Source organism: Oceanicoccus sp., assembly GCF_029238675.1.
GTDB lineage: Bacteria > Pseudomonadota > Gammaproteobacteria > Pseudomonadales > Dasaniaceae > Oceanicoccus.
In genome coordinates, this window is record NZ_JAQWFR010000002.1 from 144,290 (window position 1) to 164,843 (window position 20,554).

A 20,554-nucleotide genomic window follows, 5' to 3' on the forward strand; every position below is an offset into this window, starting at 1 on the left:
ATACCCTTTAAAGCTTATTCAGTAAAAAGCTTGTTATTCAGGGGCTTAGCTTAACAGGCTGTAGCCAAATGACACAATTGGTACCTACGGTTGGTGCATGGGGTGATACCTCATGGTCATCATTCGCAGGTAAAATGCTTGTTATTCTGGTTATTGCTATAATTCACGGCTCACGAGCTAACAATATTAAGAAATGCTGGAGTTTGATTATGATCGGTCAGATGATGAATTCGCCTTTAACTATTACGTCATTAATGGCGTTTGGCGAGAAGGTCTATGCCAATTCTGAAATAGTGTCGGTAACAGCGGATAACCCCTTATTTCGCTACACCTTTGCGGATGCCTTTAAACGTACCCGCCAGCTGGCCAATGCTCTGAACACCCTGGGAGCCAAGCCCGGCGATTGCATTGGCACCCTGGCCTGGAATGACCACCGTCATTTTGAATTGTATTATGGCGTGAGCTGTTCCGGCATGATTTGCCACACCATGAACCCCCGCCTTTTCCCCGAGCAAATTGACTACATCATTAACCACGCCGAAGACCAATTTATATTTACAGATATTCTCTTTTTACCGCTGCTTGAGAGCTTAAAAGATCGCTTGAGCACGGTTAAGGGCATTATCGTACTGACCGACGAGGCCCATATGCCAGACACATCGCTGGAAGATGTGTACTGCTATGAGACGCTTTTAGCCGCCGAGACCGATGCCTTTAGCTGGCCAGAAATTAATGAATTAGATGCTTCCAGCCTGTGTTATACCTCGGGTACTACTGGTAATCCGAAGGGAGTTCTATACAATCACCGCTCCACCGTATTGCATGCTTTAACGGGTAACCAGCCGAGCGTTATGGGGCTTGGAGAAAACGATGCCGTGTTGCCCATTGTGCCTATGTTTCATGTCAATGCATGGGGCATTCCTTACGGTAGTGTTATCACCGGATCAAAGATGGTTTTCCCCGGCCCCAAGATGGCCGATGGCGAAGCACTAACCACACTGATCAATGAAGAAAACGTCACCTACTCGGCAGGTGTGCCAACCATATGGTTGGCTTTACTCGACTACCTTAAGCAGTCGGGTAAATCCATAGAGCCACTGAAGCGAGTGACGGTAGGTGGTGCCGCTTGCCCACTATCCATCATGGAAGATTTTGATAAGTACGGCGTTTACACTCATGTTGGTTGGGGTATGACCGAAATGAGCCCGCTGGGTAGCTACAATGGCGAGCTGGACCGCGAAGCATTAGGTGAAGAAGAATTTGCCCGTTTAAGAGTCAAAGCGGGGCGCTGTATCTACGGCGTAGAAATGAAAATTACGGATGAAGACAATAATGAACAGCCCTGGGATGGTGAAGCTTTTGGTTCATTAAAAGTACGCGGCCCCTGGATTTGCGATAGCTACTTCAAAATGAAAGATAGCGATTCCCATGATGCCGATGGTTGGTTTGATACTGGTGATGTTGCCACCATTGACCCTACCGGGATGATGCAAATTACTGACCGCAGCAAAGATGTTATTAAGTCCGGTGGTGAGTGGATCAGTTCCATCGATCTGGAAAATACCGCTGTTAATCATCCCTCTGTGGTTGAGGCAGCAGTCATTGGTTTATACCACGAGAAGTGGACCGAGCGTCCTTTATTGTTAGTGACTAAACAGCCCGGTGCCGAGTTAAGCAGAGAAGAGATGCTGGCCTGGTTTAAAGGTAAGGTAGCCACCTGGTGGATACCAGACGATTGTTTATTTGTTGAAGAGCTGCCCCATACCGCTACCGGCAAGCTCAGTAAAAAAGATTTACGTGAGCAATATAAAGATTACCGATTCCCCACTACTTAAGTTGGAGTTGGCGTTAAAACTAAAATTTAAAACATTGAACCTGAAACACCGTTTGGAGAAGTATAGCTATGTCTGATTACGTTGCACCCATTAAAGAAATGAGTTTTGTACTCAATGAGCTGGCGGGCTTATCTGAAGTATGTGAACTACCGCGCTTTGAAGATTCCAGCGCAGATGTGGTCGATGCCGTTCTTGAAGAAGCCGGCAAATTTGCCGGCGGTGTGCTGGCACCTTTAAATACCGTTGGCGATAACAATGGCGCCCGATGTGTTGATAATGCGGTACAGGAAACCGAAGGTTTTGCCGGTGCCTACCAACAGTTTGTTGAAGGTGGCTGGGTGGCCTTGCCCTGTAACCCCGAGTTTGGCGGCATGGGCTTACCGGAAAGTGTCGGTATGGCCAGTATGGAAATGTGGAATGCGGCCAATATGGGCTTTAGCCTGTGTCCGCTTCTTGGACAGGGTGCGATTGGAGCTATCGAAGCTCACGCCAGCGATGCATTAAAAGCGACCTATCTGGAAAAAATGGTTTCTGGTGAATGGACCGGAACCATGAACCTGACTGAACCACAGGCCGGCTCCGATTTGGCGGTAGTGCGTTCAAAGGCAATCCCCAACGGTGACCACTATCTGGTTAGTGGCACCAAGATTTATATTAGCTGGGGTGACCACCAGATGACAGACAATGTGATCCACCTGGTATTGGCCCGTACACCGGATGCCCCGGAAGGGGTTAAAGGTATTTCCCTGTTTATAGTGCCCAAATTTTTAGTCAATGAAGACGGCTCTATCGGTGAGCGCAACGACGCTTATGCGGTAGGCGTTGAGCATAAATTAGGCATCCACAGTAGCCCGACCTGTGTAATGAGCTTTGGCGATAACGGCGGAGCTGTGGGCTATTTGGTCGGTGAAGAAAATAAAGGCCTGGCCTATATGTTTACCATGATGAACCATGCCCGGTTAAATGTAGGTGTCCAGGGCGTTGCTATTTCCGATCGCGCTTATCAGCATGCGGTGGTTTATGCTAACGATCGTGTTCAGGGCTTGGCTCCGGGAGACAAAGAGAAAGGTACCATTATTCGTCACCCGGATATTCGCCGTATGTTGATGGTGATGCGTTCTATGACGGAAGCTTCCCGTGCAATATGTTATGTGGCTGCTTCAGCCTTTGATATGGCCCATCATGGTACAGATCAGGAACAGCGCCAATTGGCCAATGCTCGCGGCGAATTATTAACGCCCATTGCCAAGGGGTGGTCCACTGAGATTGCCCAGGAAGTGACTTCCCTGGGGATACAAATTCACGGCGGTATGGGCTTTGTTGAAGAAACCGGTGCTGCCCAGTATTACCGTGATGCCCGTATTACTACTATCTATGAAGGCACTACCGGTATTCAAGCCAATGATTTAATTGGCCGTAAACTGATTCGTGATAAGGGTCAGGAGTTCGCGCGCTTGATTGCCGAAATCCGTGAAACGCAGGCGGAAGTAACAGCCAGTGGTGATGACATGGCCGCTATAGCCAAGTCTTTAGCTGAGGGTGCAGACTCTCTGGAGCAGCTAGCCAATTGGGTGGTTGAGCACCATAGGGACAACCCGCAATTACCTGGCGCAGTTGCGGTTAACTTTATGATGGCTGCGGGTACTGTAATCGGCGGCTGGTTACTGGCCAAAGGTGCATTAGTCGCCTCAGCTAAGTTGTCAGAAGATGAGAGTTTCTTCGGCGCCAAAATAATTACCGCCAAATTCTATGCCGAACAAATTATGCCAAGGGCAGCAGCGCACGTAAAAATGGCCGAATCGGGCAGTGCTATGACGATGGCATTAGCAGATGATCAGTTCTAATTCTAATAATTTAAATCTGGAGTGACTCTGCTATGAGTGATTTTAAAAAGTGGGAGTGTGTGATCTGCGGTTATATCTACGATGAGGCCTTAGGTGCGCCGGATGATGATATTGCTGCGGGTACCAAGTGGGAGGATGTTCCGGAAGACTGGGAGTGTCCTGACTGTGGTGTTGGTAAGTCGGACTTTGAGATGGTTGAAATCTGAAGTCCCATTGTTAAAACGCCCCGTCCCGCGAACAAGGTGTACGTTGTATAGCCGCTGCTAATTAGTGGTGATACAAATGTGATTCCAACTCATAAAGCAGGGACCGCAAGTGCTTTAGCTCGCGTTCCCTAATCTGGCTTAACTCCCGGGTCTTGGTAACTAACAGATCTAATTCATCGGCGGTAATGTGTTGGGTGGCGGCTCGGGCCAGGATTTCCTCAACGTTGATTTTTTCACTTTGCATAATGGCTGGCTCCCTTTCTACTGCTTATCTTTAAGTGTAGAAGCTTTGGAGAGAGCCGTGTTAGTAATAACTCGGGTTATTAGATTGTTGGGCTATTACTACTGGGTGGGGTGAGTAGCTCTATTGCATATAGAGGCGGCTAGCTGCCAGACTTTTGATCGTAGCGCTGGCTGAGCACATCGTAGAACTGCTCGCGCATCTGGGAGACTTCCGTTTTTAGTTGTCTGGCATCGTCTACCTTGTTGTAACGCCCAGGGTACACTTGCTTGCGAAATTGAGCCATCTTGGCGGTATAGAGCTTCATCGCCTTCTCCAGCTTTTGCTCGCCCAGCAATAACAGCTTGGACTCTGCAATAGAAATCTCCTCATACACCGCAACCAGTTCTTCACTGAGACTCTCTAGTTCACGCTCTTGTTTGGCGGACATGCGCTCGACCTTAGGGCCAATCTCCGCAACCAGTGAGGCGTACTTACTAAACACATGGCTGACCTTACCCACATGCTGCGCCACCTGTTCCAGTAGCCCAATACGACGTATGGACATCGCCTGTTGCTGCTGTTGCAGTTTATCCTTCAGGGTATAAAACACCGCCGCGGCGCCAAAAATGCTACCGAGAATAAAAATAATACTAGTGCCAATAATGTCGAAGTTATCCATATCTAACCCGTCTGGTAGGGTGGATTACAATCCACCATTGTCTTAAGCCTTAACCGCCACTTAATTTGACGGTATAGCCTTTAGCCTGCAAGGTCTGTTCCAGAACTTTTCTCTGGTCCCCCTGGATTTCTACTACTCCATTTTTGATGGCACCGCCTGTGCTGCAGCGTTGCTTCAATTCTTTGGCCAGCTTTTTCAATTCTGCACCGGCCAGGGGCAGGCCGGTGATCAATGTCACTCCCTTACCTTTACGGCCTTTGGTTTCAAGTTGCAGCCTGACAATACCGTCTCCAGCAGGAGCCGCTGCCTGCTTTTTACAGTGGCATTCGTCGATAGGGTAGCTGCATTCCGGGCAGTGCCTGCCCTGGTCGGTGGAGTAGACCACTCGGTTCATATAGGTGTCCTGTTAGGTGGCTGTGTTGTTGTTATTGTTGTTGTTATTGTTGTTATTGTTGTTGCTATTGGTGTTGCGCTTTAGTTTTAAGGCCAGCCGATTATAATGGCCCCCAAGGCCCTAACCAAATGATTCATCGTCTTTTTATAAGGTATTGATGCCAGTGACCAGTCCCACAGAACTAGAGCAACTCAAACAGCAGTTATTTGACCTGCAATCCCAAGTAGCCTTCCAGGAAGATACCCTGCAAGACCTAAATGATATCGTTACCCGGCAGCAGCAACAGATTGAAAACCTCCACGAACTTTGTAAAAGCCAAAAGTCTCAACTGGAGTTGATGACAGAAGAGATGGGTGGTGCCCAGGTCGATGAGAAACCACCACATTATTGAGCCCCGTTGATTGAGACTTAGCCAGACTGGTCTACACTGTCCTGATGCGGTAGGTGTTTGAGTCGTTAATAAAAACAATCGGGCTGTCTGTAGTGCGTTATTGTTTAATAAACAACCTATAAATCTGGACGTAAAGCAGAGGAATTGCAAAAGGGTACGGTTGGCACGGTCTTATCCGTAAAACCATCCCTTAGAGTGTATTGAATGTCGAATACCGATTTCAACGAAGATATTAGAGATGGAATTCAAGAGGTGACCAATGTTGCGGTTGGCGAGGCTGCAGATAAGATCGCACGCAGTTTCTCCACCTTCGTTAATATCCCCATCCCCAGTGTTCATTTGTTAGATGCCGTTGATGTCAGTATGGCCCTCAGTGCCATTGAGCAGAATGAGCGAGTGACCGCTGTCACTCAGCCGTTTTTTGGTAGTGGTATTAGCGGTGAGGCGCTGCTTATTTTTACTGATGCCAGTATGAGTGAGTTATCCCAATTAATGGGTTACCAGTCGATGGTGGGCGATGATCACCAGCAGGTTGAGCACGTGCTGGAAATGGCCTCACTGCTGAACGGTTCTTGTATACACGGCATCTGCGCACAGTTGGATATCAGCGTACTGCTAAAACATCCCACTTTATTAGGCCAGCATAGAGCCCTGAGCGATATACTTCGTCACTCGGACTTTCCCTGGGATCAAACACTGGCCATTGAATTAAATTATGCCTTTGAAGATTACAGCATTACCTGTGACTTAATTATTTTGTTTCATGAAGGATCACTGGCGTCCCTGTTCCGGCAGGTGAATTTTTTACTGGATTAGAAATCACTTGGCAATTTATGGAAACACCTAATTTTCAGGATTTGCATTGGCTATTGGATATTATCCAGAGCACGGATATCGGCATTGTGGTAATCGATAAAAATTTTAACATTGAAATTTTTAATCGCTTTATGCAGGTGCACAGCGATATTGGCCCGGAAGATGCGATAGAAACCAGCATCTTTGACTTATTTCCCTATCTTGAAGATGACTGGTTTAAGCGCCGGGTTAACACTGTGTTTGAGTTGGGTATTTCGGTTTATACCACGTGGGAACAGCGTGACAATGTTTTCGATTTCCCCCTCAAGCTGCCCATCCATTATGAAACCCAGATGATGTACCAAAACACCACTTTTATTCCGCTGCGCTCTGCCGCGGATGCAGTCGAGAAAGTGGGTATTGTCGTTTACGATGTAACTGACAATGCAGTTAACCGCGGCAAGCTGGAGTCAGCCAAAGATGAACTGCTGCGCCTAAGCCGTACCGATAAACTGACTACACTGTGGAATCGTGGTTACTGGGAAGAGCGGATGATCGATGAGTTTAAGCGTAATCAACGCAGCGCTCATCAAACTGCGTTGGTTATGTTTGATATTGATCATTTTAAAAATATCAATGATACCTATGGCCATCAGGTAGGTGATGATGCGATTCGCATGGTAGCCAAACTATTTTTAGAAAATTCCCGCGATGTCGATATTTGTGGTCGCTATGGCGGTGAAGAATTTGTGGTGCTACTGCCTGAAACCGATACAGAAGGCGCCAAAATCTACAGTGAACGCTTGCGCAAAACTATTGAAGAGACCATCGTTCGTTCACAAGGCGAATCAGTTAATTTCACCATCAGTTTGGGTATTGCCGTTTTAGATGAGCAAACCAAATTACCAACGGACTGGATAGTTAATGCTGATAAAGCACTGTATAAATCCAAACAGAGTGGCCGCAACCAAACCCGTGTGTTTGAGGGTTAATTCAGCTTCTTTCATTTTCGCCTGCGCGCATTGCTGTCCGGGATAATCCTTCTTGTGTAATCTACCCCCGACTCCTCAGCGGGGATGCTTAACCAACCCATGACCTATATCCCGAACAGCCATGCACCTTCACCAGAATGACCAGCTGATCATTCCTTAAAATGAATTATAAAAAAACAAACTGTTATAAGCTTATATGTTTTATTTATAACTAATTGATTTTATTGGATTTTTAACCCGCTATACAGTATAGTCGCCAACCTTGTTTAGGCCTGATGGGCTCGAATAACATCAATTTAAGACACTGTGAGCGGCATGAGTTTAGATCTTGATACATTAAATCAGCAGTTAAAGGGCCTATCCCCCGTGGAGATCGTCCAATGGGCCACGGGCCTTGGTAAGCAAGTGATTGCCACTACCAGCTTTGCTCCCAATGCTGCCGCTATGCTGAATGTGGTGGTTGAGGCGGATAACAGTATTCCTGTGGTTTGGGTCGATAGCGGTTATAACGTCCCCGATACCTACCGCGTGGCTGAAGTGATTATGGATAAGCTAAAGCCCAATATGCAGATTTATATTCCCCAGTGGACCGCCGAGCGTCGCAACGCGATTATGGGGGGTATACCGCATCCGGATGATGATCCCGAAGTACATGAAGAGTTTACCCGTCAGGTGAAGTTAGAACCGTTTCAAAAAGCGCTAGATGATTTAGCCCCTGAAGTCTGGATTAGTGGCATTCGCCGTGAAGAGACAGAGTTCAGAAAAAGCCTGGATATTCTTTCTTACGATAACCGCGGTATTTTAAAAGTAGCGCCGTTTTTCTATTGGAGTGAAGAGCAGGTGCAAGATTATATGGACAGTAATGAGTTACCTAGCTGCCGCCATTATTTTGATCCCACCAAAGTTGAAGACGGCCGCGAGTGCGGTTTGCACACCTCAGCGTAGCCCGTCATACCCAAACCCCCGTCATTCCCGCCTTCGCGGGAATGACGGGGTGGGGGTTAATTTGAATATAGTGGTTTTAAACCAGCAGCCTTGGTGCTTTTGTTTTTCCCATTTTCCCTGACCAACTTAATCACCGACAACAAACTTTCCCCATGCCAACCACTACTATCCTGCTGATTGCCGTAAAGTACGTTGTCCAACTGCGCTAAGGCTGTATTTAAAGAGGGGTGGTCACTCTGCGCCTGGATATCTTGCAGGCTTTGAATATTCTGTTCTGGCCAGTAGGCTCTGGCCCAATTTACTAAGGCTGTACGTACTTCGTGAATATCATTATCCCTACAGGTTTGCGATAACAGCCCAAATGTTTGTTGCTCGGATAAAGATTTTGCTACTACAGAATCCTCCTGAACAACGTCTATAGTTCCCTTACTTTTTAACTGCCACCAAAGATAAAGCGTAAGCAGCCAAGCCAAAGCAAAGCCCGCGGCAACAACTTGCCAGAGTAAGTTATCGGCGGTTTGTGAATCCGCAGAGACGGTTGAGACCTTGGCGGCAGTTAGGCTGTGATCCATAGCCAGTGGTGTGCTATTGCCCTGTGTGCCATTTAGAGCCGGTTTTACCAAGAGTGTGCTTGCAGGAATAACCGCTTCCTGCATTTTATTGCGCTTGGTATCCCACCATTGCAGGCGTATTTCAGGAAGAGTGATTTCCCCTTCACGGGTAGGAATAATCGCGGCGCTATCGGCTCTTGAAGAGAGGCTGCCTTTATCCGTGACGGAAGTTTCGCTGCTGCCTTTATCCGGATAAAACTTGGCGCCCTCAATGGGGCTAAAGCTTAAAGGGGGTAATTGCGAATCTAATAAACCGTCTGCTTCAATTGTGATGGTGCGAGTAATTGAATCGCCAACATAAATGTTACCGGGGCTATTGCTCCAGGTTTCGATTAACTTAACTGACTTGGCGGGTAACCATGTATCACCGCTAAAGCTGGGAGGGGGCGCTTTGACTTTAATTTTATGTTGCTGGGTCATTTTTCTTATACGCTTACCTTGGCCGGGTAAACTAAATGCCGAGCGACGAGCCATCGCCTCATTGGCACTAAACATCATTTCAGGAATAATAAAATCGCCAGTTTCCTGTGGGTAAATCGCATAGCGTAATTCATGGACGCGGTAGGGTGAATTTTGAATACGACGCTGAAAAGAGTTTTGTCCCAGCTTTTCCATAGCGGCATTATCAAATTCCGGCTCGGTGATATTCATATTATCCAATTGCACCGATTGAAAAATTCGCAGAGTAAAAATAATCTGCTGCTGAACATAAACACTACTGGTATCCACTTCCGATTCCAGAAAAACCGGCTCAAGCGTTCCGCCGGGGGTAGGGATGCTGGGTTGTACACTGATTGAAATGGGCTGGGTGCGTTGGCCGTCCACATTAATAGCAGGAATCTCAAGCCGGCCTTTGCGCTTGGGCATTAGGGTGATTACCCATTCCGTCCACGATTCTGATTTACCATTGCGAATCATATGGCGACTGCTTTGGCTATTGCCTAAAACATAAAAGCTGGTTTTAACAGGGTTAAGGTCCGGGCCGGTATAGGAGCCACCGTCATTAATGCGTATTGTTAGCGTCAGGGTGTCATCAATGGCAATCACACTGCGGTCGATACTGGCTATAGGTACCGCAGCCATAGTGGTTCCGATCATAGTAAAGATAATAAAAGTGATGGCTGCTATAGAGCGCTGCATTACCACTGTGGTTGCTCCCGTTGCGTTTCGCCCTGTTGTTGGCGAACTTTTGATTCATGGTTAAATTTGCGACGTAGCAGGCCGGAGGGGTCATCGGGTATTTGGCGTAACCACTGCTCCATAGCTTGCTTTTGTTGCTGGCTTTGCTGATCTTGCTCTGAGGCTTGAGCTTGCTGCTGCTCGCTTTGCTCTTGTTCCTGTTTTTCTTGCTGTGCCTGCTGCTGTTCTCTTTGCTGTTTTTCTTCTTCAGATTCTTCGGCGTTTTGTTGTTCGCTATTTTGCTCTGACCCTTGCTTTTCTGACCTTTGCTTTTCCTTATCGCCTTGCTGATTCTGTTCGGATTGCTGGTCGCTTTCCTGTTGTTCACCGTCTTGATTCTGTTGGTCGCCTTGCTGCTGATCCTGCTGCTCCGAATCCTGTTTTTCCTGATCGGACTCTTCGCCATTATCAGAGGATTGTTGCTGTTGTTGTTCTTGTTGTTCCTTAAGCTGCTCCAGTAGCTCTTTATTAAATTGAGCATCTTCCATATCGGGTCTTTGCCCCAAGGCTTTATCATAGGCCTCTATGGCTTCATCTAGTTTGCCGGCTTTAGCTAAAGCATTACCACGGTTGTAATGGCTGGTAGCGGTATCTTGCTGGGCAAATTGTTTGGCGGCATTGTCAAAATTACCGGCCTGATAGTTGGCGCTGGCTTTCCATTGATTATCTTTAAATAAACCGGCGGCGGTTTTGGCATCGCCATTGTGTAAGGCTTTAGCCGCTTGCTGGTCAGGGCGTTCCCAGAGGTCTTGCCACTCAAAGGCGTGGCTGGTTTGTGGTTGAGCCAGTATCAACAGTGGTAAAACCAATAACCAACCACGACGAAAGGCCAGCAGGGCCAGAGGTAGTAATGCCAGAATCAACAGGGGACCACGATCATGCCACTGATCAAACTCTCTCTCGGTAAGCACGGTATTATCTTCTAACTCAGTGGTCAGCTTGGGTAACAGAAAGCCCACATCATTATCGTTTAAACTGATATCGGCATAGCGACCCTTATTATGTTTTGCCAATTCCTCTAACCGCGAGCGTTGCAATTGCGGCACAATAATATTGCCACCGTCATCTTTAAGAAAGCCGGATTTAGCCGGTATCGGTGCACCATCGGGAGTGCCTACCCCCATAATTGATAACTCATAGCCGCTGCGACTAAGCAGGTTATCAATATCATCAACATCGCTTTCAGTAACACCGTCGGTAATTAATAAAACACGGCCATTAGTGGCGCCGGCATTTTTAAACAATTGTTTGGCGAGTTTAAGTGCGCCAACAGGGTCGCTGCCAAACACCGGCATCATTCCCGGCGATAGGGCAGGGGTTAGATTGGCAATCGTTGGGTTATCGTCGGTTAATGGCGATACGATATGGGCATCACCGGAATAAGCGATTAAGGCCGTTAGACCCTCATCACGCTGCGCTAAAATATCAAGAATCTTATGGCGTGCCCTGACTAAGCGTGAGGGCTTAATGTCTTCCGCCAGCATAGAGAGTGATAGATCCAACACGACAACCAGCGCATCCTGTTTTTTATGGATAGGCTGGGGTAGTTTGGTCCAGGTGGGCCCTGCCATGGCAATAGCAGCAATAATCCAGGCCAGTAATAAAAGAAGCCAGGGCCAGCGCGCGGTTTTTTTACTGCCACCATCAATAAGGTGGTCTAGCAACTGTGGGTTGATTGCCCCGCGCCAATTAACGGCACTACTTTTTTGTCGCCAGAAAAAAAGCACAAGCATAGTGGCGGGAATGATGGCCAATAACCATTCAGGCCGCAAAAAATGAAACTGATCAATAACTAGCGGTTCAATCATGATGACTTCTGCGCTGATAACGGTTTATTAGTCAGGCTTGACCACCAGAATTGCCATGGCAATAAGCCCAGTGCTAATAAACCACTTAAACCCAAAGCAAAAGCCAGTGGCCAATAAAATAGGGCTTTTTGTGGTCTAAAGGTTTCCTGCTTGTCTTCTACTGGTTCCAGTTCATCAAGAATGCGGTAGATCTCTAACAGTTGTTCCGGGTTGCGGGCACGAAAGTATTTGCCGCCAGTTAGATCGGCAATCTCTTGCAGTGTTTTTTCGTCGAGATCAGCAGAAGGGTTCACCCGACGAGAACCAAAGCTGCTACCAAAAATACCTTTGGTGATCATCTCATCAGCACCCACACCGACGGTGTAAATAACAATATTATTTTCGGCGGCCAGTTTGGCTGCGGGTATGGGTTTAACTTCACCGCCGTTATTTTGGCCATCTGTGAGTAAAACCATCACATGGCGATCACCGGGGCGGTCGCGTAAGCGTTTGACGGATAAACCAATCGCATCGCCTATAGCGGTATTCTGCTCACCGGCAAAACCAATTTGCGCTTCTTTCATAAAGCGTTGCACAGTGGTGCGGTCAAAGGTCAGTGGGGCTTGTACATAGGCTTGGCTACCAAATAACACTAAGCCTAAGCGGTCGCCTTTACGACGCTGGATAAAGTCATTAAGGACAGCTTTAACCGCAATAATACGTTCCGCTTGCTCACCACGGACCACCATATCTTCAATTTTCATACTGCCGGAAAGGTCGACGGCAAGTAATAGGTCACGACCACTGGCGGGTAAGCTAACGGGGTCGCCTATCCATGTGGGGCCGGAGGCGGCGGCAATTAAACCGCACCAGATTAAAGCCAAAGAACTCAGTCGTAGTTTGCGTTGATTAATAGAGCTGGTGGTTTGTTGCTCTAAGCCGGATAGCTCACTATAAAAAGGAACTCTAACAGCTGCCTGCTGTTGTCTGGCTTTGGGTAACATCCAAAAGGCCAGCAAGGGAAGGGGTAATAGATAAATTACCCAAGGCAATTCAAAAGTCAGCATGACGGTTGGGCACTCCGTCGTATATCGTGGTTTTTAATCCATTGTTCGGCGACTTTTTCTAGCTCTGTGATATTGAGGTCAGTGACGGTTGGAGCATAGGGCCCATCAAGCAAAGCCTTGGCAGCGCCTTGGCTAAAGTCGGTGCTATTGCCGCTGGTATCTAAAAAGGCTAGCCACTGTTGACCACTTAAGCCAGCAATATCAAAACTTGGTTTGGCAGCTATGGCAGTTTGCTTAAGTAGCCGATTTAACTGCTGCAGATAATCTACAGGATTTTGTTGTTCCAGTGTGGCTAGCTGCTGTAGAGCGTATTTACGATAACGGTTGCGCTGGATATGGTTGCGCCAGTAAATAATCAAGGTAGCTAGCAGGGCAACGATAAGAATCAACAATAGCCACCAACCTGGCGCAGGCGGCCAGGCACTTATTGCTTCCGGTAAATGTATATCACGTAACTGTGTGAGTGGATCTTGCTCGGGCATAACTAACGTTTTACTCCTGTTGCGGTGCCATAATAGCGGAGTAAATGTTGTAGCGGTGCTTGCTCGGTAGAAACTTCGATGAGAGGAATACCCAGTTTGCCCAGTTGTTGTTTTAGCTCTTGTTGTTTGTCTTCAAAATGTTGCGTGTAGTTTTGTTGGGCTATATGACTGCCGGTATGGATTTGGCTGCGTTGGTTGCCATCGGTGACGGTATATTGGCCGGGCGGCGGTAATTGTTTTTCCAGCGGGTCATAAATGTAGAGGGCGGTGATCTCACAGTGACGGGATAGCTGATGTAAATGTTTAAGCACGTCTCCATCATTAAAACCGGCGAAGTCGCTAATGATATAAATGGTACTGCCAGGCCTGGCGATACGCCGTAACTCAATCAATGATTCTTCCAAACGCTGAGCGGAAGATACTTCAAGCTCGCTGTCTTTCGTCAGGGCCTGATTAAATTCCAGCATCAAATGAATCAAGGCTAAAGCGGATTGCCGGCTGCGGCGGGGACGTATTTCCTGTTGCCGACTATTGCCAAAGACTAAACCACCGACACGGTCGCTATTCTGCAAACCTGACCAGGCGATTAGGGCGCCAAGATAGCAGGCCATCACTGATTTAAAACAGGTCTTGCTGCCAAAGAACATGGATTGCCGTTGGTCGGTGACCACCAGCATGGGGCGTTCCCGTTCTTCTTGAAATAGTTTGGTATAAGCTTTGCCGCTGCGAGCTGTGACTCGCCAATCAATGGTGCGAATATCATCACCGGCCTGATAAGCTCGGACTTCTTCAAAGTCGATACCGCGACCACGGAAATTAGTTTTGTTGGGGCCTGCCAAAAGGCTCAGTGCTTTGCGGCGCTGTTGTAGTTTTAAGTCCTTGGCGGAAAAACGGGCGCTAATCATATCGTCAAGGTCGATATAAGCACCGCTTAAACGTTGTTCCAATCGGTTTTTATGGGTTGTTATGGCCATTGAGCGAGAGCCTCTATGCTACGGGCACTTGTCGTAATAACTCTCCTACCACCTGGTCGGCGCTAATTCCGTTGGCTTCCGCTTCAAAGCTTAGGATCAGCCTGTGGCGTAATACATCGGCGGCAACTGCTTGTACATCGTCGGGACTGACAAAGTCCCTGTCGTTGATCCATGCGTGGGCGCGGGCGCAACTGTCGAGGGCGATGGTGCCTCGAGGGCTGGCACCAAATTCTATCCATGCAGCCAGTTCACTGCTGTAGTTACCGGGTTCACGGCTGGCCATAATCAGTTGCACAATATATTCCTCAACCGCAGGGGCGGCATGCAAAGCAAGAATCTGCTGTCTGGCGGAAAAAATGGTTTGTTGTGGTACTGGTGTAGGTGTTGGAATCGGCTCGGCGTTTTGGATGGACTCATCGCGGACTAATTGCAGAATCTTACGCTCGGCATCGACATTGGGGTAATCCACTCGCACATGCATTAAAAAACGATCTAGCTGGGCTTCAGGTAGTGGGTAGGTACCTTCCTGTTCAATCGGGTTTTGTGTGGCCATCACTAAAAACAGTTCGGGTAAGGGATAGGTGGTTTTGCCTACACTGACTTGCCGCTCTGCCATGGCCTCTAATAGAGCGGATTGCACCTTGGCAGGGGCACGATTAATTTCATCGGCCAATACCAGGTTATGAAAAATCGGCCCTTGCTGGAATTGGAAACTGCCATCTTCGGGGCGGTAGACATCGGTACCGGTCACATCGCCGGGCAGTAAGTCGGGGGTAAACTGAACGCGGTGAAAGTCACCTTCAATACCATCAGCCAGGGTTTTGATGGCCTTGGTTTTGGCTAGCCCGGGGGCACCTTCAACCAGTAAGTGGCCGTTGGCTAACAGGGCGATTAATAGGCGCTCAACCAGGGCTTGCTGGCCAATAATCTGGCTTTCCAACCAGGTCTTTAAGGTGTTGACTGTGTTTTGTTCACTCATTATTGCGTTTATCTTCCGTATGTTGGTCTGGGAATAATATCGTTTCTGGCATTGTTTGCCCGTAGGGTGGATTGTAATCCACCCTGTGTCCCGGGTGGGGTTTTCCCCAAGCTAAGTGTCTTATACGGGAGATATTTGACTCTTTATGGGGGACAAGTTCCAACCGCGCTGGCTATTGTACAAATTTCTATCAAAATCGGTAGCTTAAGCTAAACTTTTAAAGCAAATATCTGGAATAAACAAGTTCAAAATAAACTCTACTGTACATCGTTTATGAAATAGGAACAGATATGGTCATTAATCAGGGAAAGGACAGGTTAGTTGCACAAGTGGTTGCACTAATACACGAGCGGTTGCCCGCGGATGAGGCAAGCTCAGTCACTGAATTTGCCAATCAATATTTTACCGGTTATGCCTGCGAAGATATTATGTCGCGGGAGGTGTCGGATATTTCTGCAGCTATTATGGGAAGTTGGGCGTTTATCCAGCGGCATGATATTGCATCTCCCAAGGTGAGGGTATTTAACCCCGATTATAAAAAGCATGGTTGGCAACTTGGCAGGACGGTGATAGCTGTTCTTGCTCGCAATACTCCCTTTATTACCGAATCCATCCGCGGTGAGTTGAACCGTCGTAATATTGTTATCCATACCCTGCATAGCACTATTTTTTCTATGATCAGGGACCAGCAGCACCAGCTTAGTGAGTTGTTACCTGCCCGTTCCGTAATGAAAGCGCCAGAGGGCCACCAGCAGAGTGAAGAGGTTTTGCTATATGTTGAAATAGGGCATTGTACTGATCAGGCCGAGCTGGCTGATATTACCGCAACGTTAAACAGCATATTGTCAGAGATCTTTTTGGTGGTCGATGATTATGAGGCCATGACCGCCTGTGCCAAACTGGCAATTGCCGATGCTAAAAACCTCCCTTCAAAGCAAAGTGCTATTAATGATGATGTGCCTGAGTTTATTCAATGGATGATCGATGATCATTTCACCTTTTTGGGTTATGAAAAATTACAGGTGGATTACAGTGGTAGTGAACCCAGTGTTTCCCGTGTGGAAGGTTCTGCCTTAGGTCTATTAAGACAGAGGCAATCTCTTGGTGGTACCGATGTCTACAATTCTATTAAAGCGGCAGCCACACCTGAGGCACTGATGGAACGCTCCATTATGTTTGCTAAATCATCGGTTCGCTCCCGCGTTCATCGTTTGGTTTACCCTGATTATATGATGCTGCGCTGTTTTGATGAACAGGGACGACTGATTGCCAAGCATCGTTTTTTGGGGATGTATACCGCTGATGTATATAACCTCACACCAACACTGATTCCATTGATTCGTGGCAAGGTTCAAGCGGTATTGGATCGCTCAGGTCTGGATTTAAATACCCATGAGGGCAAAGATTTAATCAGGTTGTTAGATGTTTTTCCCCGAGATGAATTATTCCAGGCTAGCGTTGATGAATTGCTGTCCACCACAATGGCGGTGAATAAGATTCAGGAGCGGCGTCAGGTGCGCTTATTTATTCGCTATGACGTTTACCGGAAGTTTGTTAACTGCCTGGTGTATATGCCCAGGGATATTTACCATACCCAGCTGAGAATGAAGCTGGAGGCTCTACTCCGTGATGCCTTTGGTGCCAAAGAATGTGAGTTTACTACCTATTTTTCTGAATCGATTTTATCGCGTACTCATTTTGTGTTGCGGGTTGACCCCAAGCATGAAATTACTGTGCATTCTAAATCACTGGAAGAGGAAGTCGTTAAAGTGACTATGTCGTGGAAAGAACATTTAAAAAATCACCTGACAGAAGAATTTGGCGATGAGCAGGGTTCGCTGCTGATTGATAACTACGGAGATGCCTTTAGCCCAGGTTATATGGATGATTTTGAGCCCCGTGCTGCCATTAATGATATTAGAAAAATTAACGGACTTAATGGCGACGGTGATATAGCGATGAGTTTTTATCGTCGTCTGGGGGATGCGCAGGAGGCAGTGTACTTTCGATTAATCCATTTAACCAGCCCCTTGTCTTTATCGGATGTGATGCCGATTTTAGAAAATCTGGGCCTGCGGGTTGAGAGTGAGCACCCCTATGGCATTAAGCGCAAAGACGGACAAAGTATCTGGGTGCACGAGTTTAGGTTGACCTATGGCCTGGATACTCATATTGATTTACAGAATGTTACCGAGACCTTTCAGCAAGCTTTTCTCCGTATTTGGTCAGGGGACGCTGAGAGTGATGCCTTTAATAAACTGATTTTAGGCACTCGTTTGGATTGGCGTGCCATTGCTATGCTGCGGGCTTACTCTCGCTATATGAAGCAGATTCAGTTTAATTTTAGTGGGGATTATATTGCCGAGACATTGTGCAATCACCTGGTGCTTAGCAACAGTATCGTCGAGTTATTTAATATTCGCTTTTCCTGCGATTGGACCGGCACTAAAGCAGAAAGGCTAGAGGCTGAACAGGATATGGAGCGGTCCATTATTACTGCATTGGATGGTGTGGAAAACCTCAGCGAAGACCGAATCATTCGTCAGTATTTAGCCTTGATTAAGGCTACCCTAAGAACCAATTACTTTCAGGAGTGCGCTGAAGGCAAACGTCATAACTACTTCTCGTTTAAATTATCACCCGGTTTAATTCCCGATGTGCCGTTGCCGGTGCCTATGTTTGAGATTTTCGTCTATTCATCGCGGGTAGAAGGTGTGCATTTGCGCGGCGGTAAAGTGGCCCGTGGTGGCTTGCGTTGGTCGGATCGTTTAGAAGATTTTCGCACTGAAGTGTTGGGTCTGGTCAAAGCCCAGCAGGTTAAAAACGCGGTTATTGTACCGATGGGGGCCAAGGGTGGTTTTGTGGCTAAACAGCCACCCACTGAAGGTGGGCGTGAGGCCTTTCAGCAAGAGGGTATTGCTTGCTATAAAACCTTTATTCAGGGCCTGCTGGATGTTACTGATAATCTGGTCGAGGGTAATGTCGTCCCTCCAAAACAGGTTGTACGTAAAGATGAAGATGATACCTATCTGGTGGTTGCGGCTGACAAGGGTACAGCTACCTTTTCTGATATCGCCAATGAGCTATCAACCCATGCCGGCTTCTGGCTGGGGGATGCTTTTGCCTCCGGTGGCAGTGCTGGTTATGACCATAAAAAAATGGGCATTACCGCAAAAGGTGCCTGGGTCTCGGTGCAGCGTCACTTCCGGGAGTTGGGTATTAATGTTCAGGATACTGACTTTACCGTTGTCGGTATTGGCGATATGGGTGGCGATGTCTTTGGCAACGGTATGCTGTTATCTGAACATATCCAGTTAGTGTGCGCCTTTAACCATATGCATATCTTTATTGACCCCAATCCGGATTCTGCAGCGAGTTTTAAAGAGCGTAAGCGTTTGTTTGAAATGCCGCGTTCCAGTTGGGAGGATTATGAAGCGTCGCTAATTTCCAAAGGCGGCGGTATTTTTAAACGGGCAGCCAAGTCCATTGATATCTCCCCGCAAATGCAGCAGCGTTTCGATATTGCCGAAAGCAAATTAACCCCCACAGCATTGCTGACAGCAGTATTAAAAGCACCGGTTGATCTGCTTTGGAATGGTGGCATCGGTACCTATGTTAAAGCCAGTAGCGAATCCCATGCGGATGTTGGTGATAAGGCGAATGATGTACTAAGGGTCGATGCTAAAGAGCTTCGCTGCAAGGTCATCGGTGAGGGCGGTAACCTGGGTGTCACCCAATTATCCCGGGTAGAGTTTGCCTTGCAGGGTGGCCGCTCCAATACCGACTTTATTGACAATGCGGCAGGTGTTGATTGCTCTGACCATGAAGTGAATATCAAAATTCTACTGAATGAAGTGGTTGCCAATGATGAAATGACTGAGAAGCAACGCAATATTCTATTGGAAGAAATGACCGACAGTGTTGCTGATTTGGTATTGGAAAATAACTACCGCCAAACTGGTGCACTCAGTATGGCTGAGAGCGATGCCGTTATGCGCGGTGGTGAATATCGCCGCCTGATCCAGACTCTGGAATCCAGTGGAAAACTGAATCGCGCGCTTGAGTTTATTCCCGAAGAAGATGTTTTGCAGGAACGAAAGGCTATGGGCAAGGGCTTAACTCGCCCGGAATTATCGGTGCTGATTTCCTATGTAAAATCGGAGTTAAAAGAGGAGCTGGCAAATACCGATGTGCCTGATGACCAGTATATGTTAGCTGCAGTTGAGACCGCTTTCCCGCAGCGTTTGCGGGATGATTTTAATGGCTTGGTGCATAACCACCGCCTACGCAAAGAAATTATTGCTACCCAGTTAGCCAACGATATGGTTAATCATATGGGCATTACCTTTGTTGAACGTTTGGTTCAATCTACGGGTGCTAACAGCAGCGATATTGTTCGCGCTTATGTTACCGCCAGGGATGTTTTTGATATGCCTAATTTGTGGGCACAGATTGAGGCGTTGGATTATAAGGTCAGCTCTGAGGTGCAAACGGAATTAATGTCTGAGTTAATGCGTTTGGTGCGCCGAGCCAGTCGCTGGTTTATTCGCAATCGCCGTGGTTTGATTGAGCCTGCGGTTGAGGTGGCGAACTTTAAGCAGGCTGTTGGTGATTTGCATGAAGTCCTGCCAACTATTTTGCGGGGTGACCTCAAGGAAATACGTTACAATATTTGCCAACAGTATATTTCACAGGGAGTCCCCCAGGAATTGGCCAGCGCTATTGCCAGCGTGCGTGAGCTGTATCCTTTCCTCGGCATTATAGAAGCATCCCAGTCTATGGATGTGGCACCTGCAAAAGTAGCCGACTTATTTTTCTGTCTGGCAGATAGGCTGGAACTTGATTGGTTTGCCAAACAAATCTCGGATTTAAAAATTGATAACTACTGGCAAGCGATGGCCAGGGAGACCTATCGCGATGACCTGGAGTGGCAGTTACGGACGTTAACCGAAGGAGCTATGCGCCATATTTGCCAGAAGGGTGATGTTGAAGCCTGTATCGAACGCTGGATGGAACAGCAGCATTTATTGGTTGATCGTTGGCGCATTATGCTGGCAAAATTGCATGCCACAGATGTTCATGAATTTGCCATGTACTCTGTTGCTATACGAGAACTGTTAGATATGGCGCAGAGTAGTAAGTATGGCGAAGTGGCTTAGCAAGATGGTAGT

The 20,554-nt window shown here is 47.4% G+C and carries 17 protein-coding genes; 8 read left to right on the top strand and 9 right to left on the bottom strand.

Annotated features, from left to right (window positions below; genetic code table 11):
- The first annotated feature begins 209 nt into the window (after positions 1-209).
- The 3 genes from P8H32_RS00880 to P8H32_RS00890 all read left to right on the top strand — a co-directional run bounded on the left by P8H32_RS00880 (position 210) and on the right by P8H32_RS00890 (position 3,885).
- Positions 210-1,835 carry a long-chain-fatty-acid--CoA ligase gene (locus P8H32_RS00880; protein WP_297293245.1) on the top strand — a complete coding sequence of 542 codons (1,626 nt, stop codon included), beginning with the start codon at positions 210-212 and terminating at the stop codon, positions 1,833-1,835.
- A 68-nt stretch (positions 1,836-1,903) separates the two neighbouring features.
- Positions 1,904-3,679: an acyl-CoA dehydrogenase gene (locus tag P8H32_RS00885; protein ID WP_297293235.1), complete on the top strand. Its 1,776-nt coding sequence runs from the start codon at positions 1,904-1,906 to the stop codon at positions 3,677-3,679.
- Between the two features lie 32 nt (positions 3,680-3,711).
- Positions 3,712-3,885: a rubredoxin gene (locus P8H32_RS00890; RefSeq protein WP_297293236.1), complete on the top strand. Its 174-nt coding sequence runs from the start codon at positions 3,712-3,714 to the stop codon at positions 3,883-3,885.
- 61 nt (positions 3,886-3,946) lie between these two features.
- Here the strand turns inward: P8H32_RS00890 and P8H32_RS00895 are convergent, their stop codons facing one another.
- From P8H32_RS00895 to P8H32_RS00905, 3 genes are all read right to left on the bottom strand, one after another.
- Positions 3,947-4,129, bottom strand: coding sequence for a hypothetical protein (locus tag P8H32_RS00895; protein ID WP_297293237.1), 183 nt, complete (start codon positions 4,127-4,129; stop codon positions 3,947-3,949).
- Positions 4,130-4,268: 139 nt separating this feature from the next.
- A complete protein-coding gene (locus tag P8H32_RS00900) occupies positions 4,269-4,787 on the bottom strand; it encodes a hypothetical protein (protein ID WP_297293238.1) in 519 nt (172 codons plus the stop codon).
- Between the two features lie 49 nt (positions 4,788-4,836).
- Positions 4,837-5,181: a translation initiation factor Sui1 gene (locus P8H32_RS00905; RefSeq protein WP_297293239.1), complete on the bottom strand. Its 345-nt coding sequence runs from the start codon at positions 5,179-5,181 to the stop codon at positions 4,837-4,839.
- A 163-nt stretch (positions 5,182-5,344) separates the two neighbouring features.
- Here P8H32_RS00905 and P8H32_RS00910 point away from each other — a divergent pair, with 163 nt between their 5' ends.
- The 4 genes from P8H32_RS00910 (at position 5,345) to P8H32_RS00925 (ending at position 8,304) form a co-directional block, all read left to right on the top strand.
- Positions 5,345-5,572, top strand: a complete 228-nt coding sequence (locus tag P8H32_RS00910; protein WP_297293240.1) for a SlyX family protein — start codon at positions 5,345-5,347, stop codon at positions 5,570-5,572.
- 204 nt (positions 5,573-5,776) lie between these two features.
- The gene (locus P8H32_RS00915; RefSeq protein WP_297293241.1) at positions 5,777-6,388 is read left to right on the top strand and encodes a histidine kinase; all 612 of its coding nucleotides are present in this window, start codon (positions 5,777-5,779) and stop codon (positions 6,386-6,388) included.
- A 17-nt stretch (positions 6,389-6,405) separates the two neighbouring features.
- On the top strand, positions 6,406-7,359 hold the full coding sequence (locus P8H32_RS00920; RefSeq protein WP_301088214.1) for a GGDEF domain-containing protein: 954 nt from the start codon (positions 6,406-6,408) through the stop codon (positions 7,357-7,359).
- A gap of 315 nt (positions 7,360-7,674) precedes the next feature.
- Complete coding sequence (locus tag P8H32_RS00925) at positions 7,675-8,304, top strand: phosphoadenosine phosphosulfate reductase family protein (RefSeq protein ID WP_297293243.1); 630 nt, start codon at positions 7,675-7,677, stop codon at positions 8,302-8,304.
- A gap of 56 nt (positions 8,305-8,360) precedes the next feature.
- Here the strand turns inward: P8H32_RS00925 and P8H32_RS00930 are convergent, their stop codons facing one another.
- Genes P8H32_RS00930 through P8H32_RS00955 form a run of 6 tightly spaced genes read right to left on the bottom strand, consistent with a single transcriptional unit; the run spans position 8,361 to position 15,383 of the window.
- Positions 8,361-10,055, bottom strand: a complete 1,695-nt coding sequence (locus P8H32_RS00930; protein ID WP_297292887.1) for a BatD family protein — start codon at positions 10,053-10,055, stop codon at positions 8,361-8,363.
- On the bottom strand, positions 10,055-11,902 hold the full coding sequence (locus tag P8H32_RS00935) for a VWA domain-containing protein (protein WP_301088215.1): 1,848 nt from the start codon (positions 11,900-11,902) through the stop codon (positions 10,055-10,057). The genes P8H32_RS00930 and P8H32_RS00935 overlap by 1 nt, the downstream gene beginning before the upstream one ends.
- Complete coding sequence (locus P8H32_RS00940; protein WP_301088216.1) at positions 11,899-12,948, bottom strand: VWA domain-containing protein; 1,050 nt, start codon at positions 12,946-12,948, stop codon at positions 11,899-11,901. Before P8H32_RS00940 ends, P8H32_RS00935 begins: the two co-directional genes overlap by 4 nt.
- A complete protein-coding gene (locus tag P8H32_RS00945) occupies positions 12,942-13,430 on the bottom strand; it encodes a DUF4381 domain-containing protein (RefSeq protein WP_301088217.1) in 489 nt (162 codons plus the stop codon). Before P8H32_RS00945 ends, P8H32_RS00940 begins: the two co-directional genes overlap by 7 nt.
- Positions 13,431-13,432: 2 nt before the next feature.
- On the bottom strand, positions 13,433-14,404 hold the full coding sequence (locus tag P8H32_RS00950; protein ID WP_301088218.1) for a DUF58 domain-containing protein: 972 nt from the start codon (positions 14,402-14,404) through the stop codon (positions 13,433-13,435).
- A 13-nt stretch (positions 14,405-14,417) separates the two neighbouring features.
- The gene (locus tag P8H32_RS00955; RefSeq protein ID WP_297291159.1) at positions 14,418-15,383 is read right to left on the bottom strand and encodes a MoxR family ATPase; all 966 of its coding nucleotides are present in this window, start codon (positions 15,381-15,383) and stop codon (positions 14,418-14,420) included.
- Positions 15,384-15,673: 290 nt separating this feature from the next.
- On the opposite strand from P8H32_RS00955, the gene P8H32_RS00960 reads away from it, so the two are divergent.
- The gene (locus tag P8H32_RS00960) at positions 15,674-20,542 is read left to right on the top strand and encodes an NAD-glutamate dehydrogenase (protein WP_301088219.1); all 4,869 of its coding nucleotides are present in this window, start codon (positions 15,674-15,676) and stop codon (positions 20,540-20,542) included.
- The last annotated feature ends 12 nt before the right edge of the window (positions 20,543-20,554 follow it).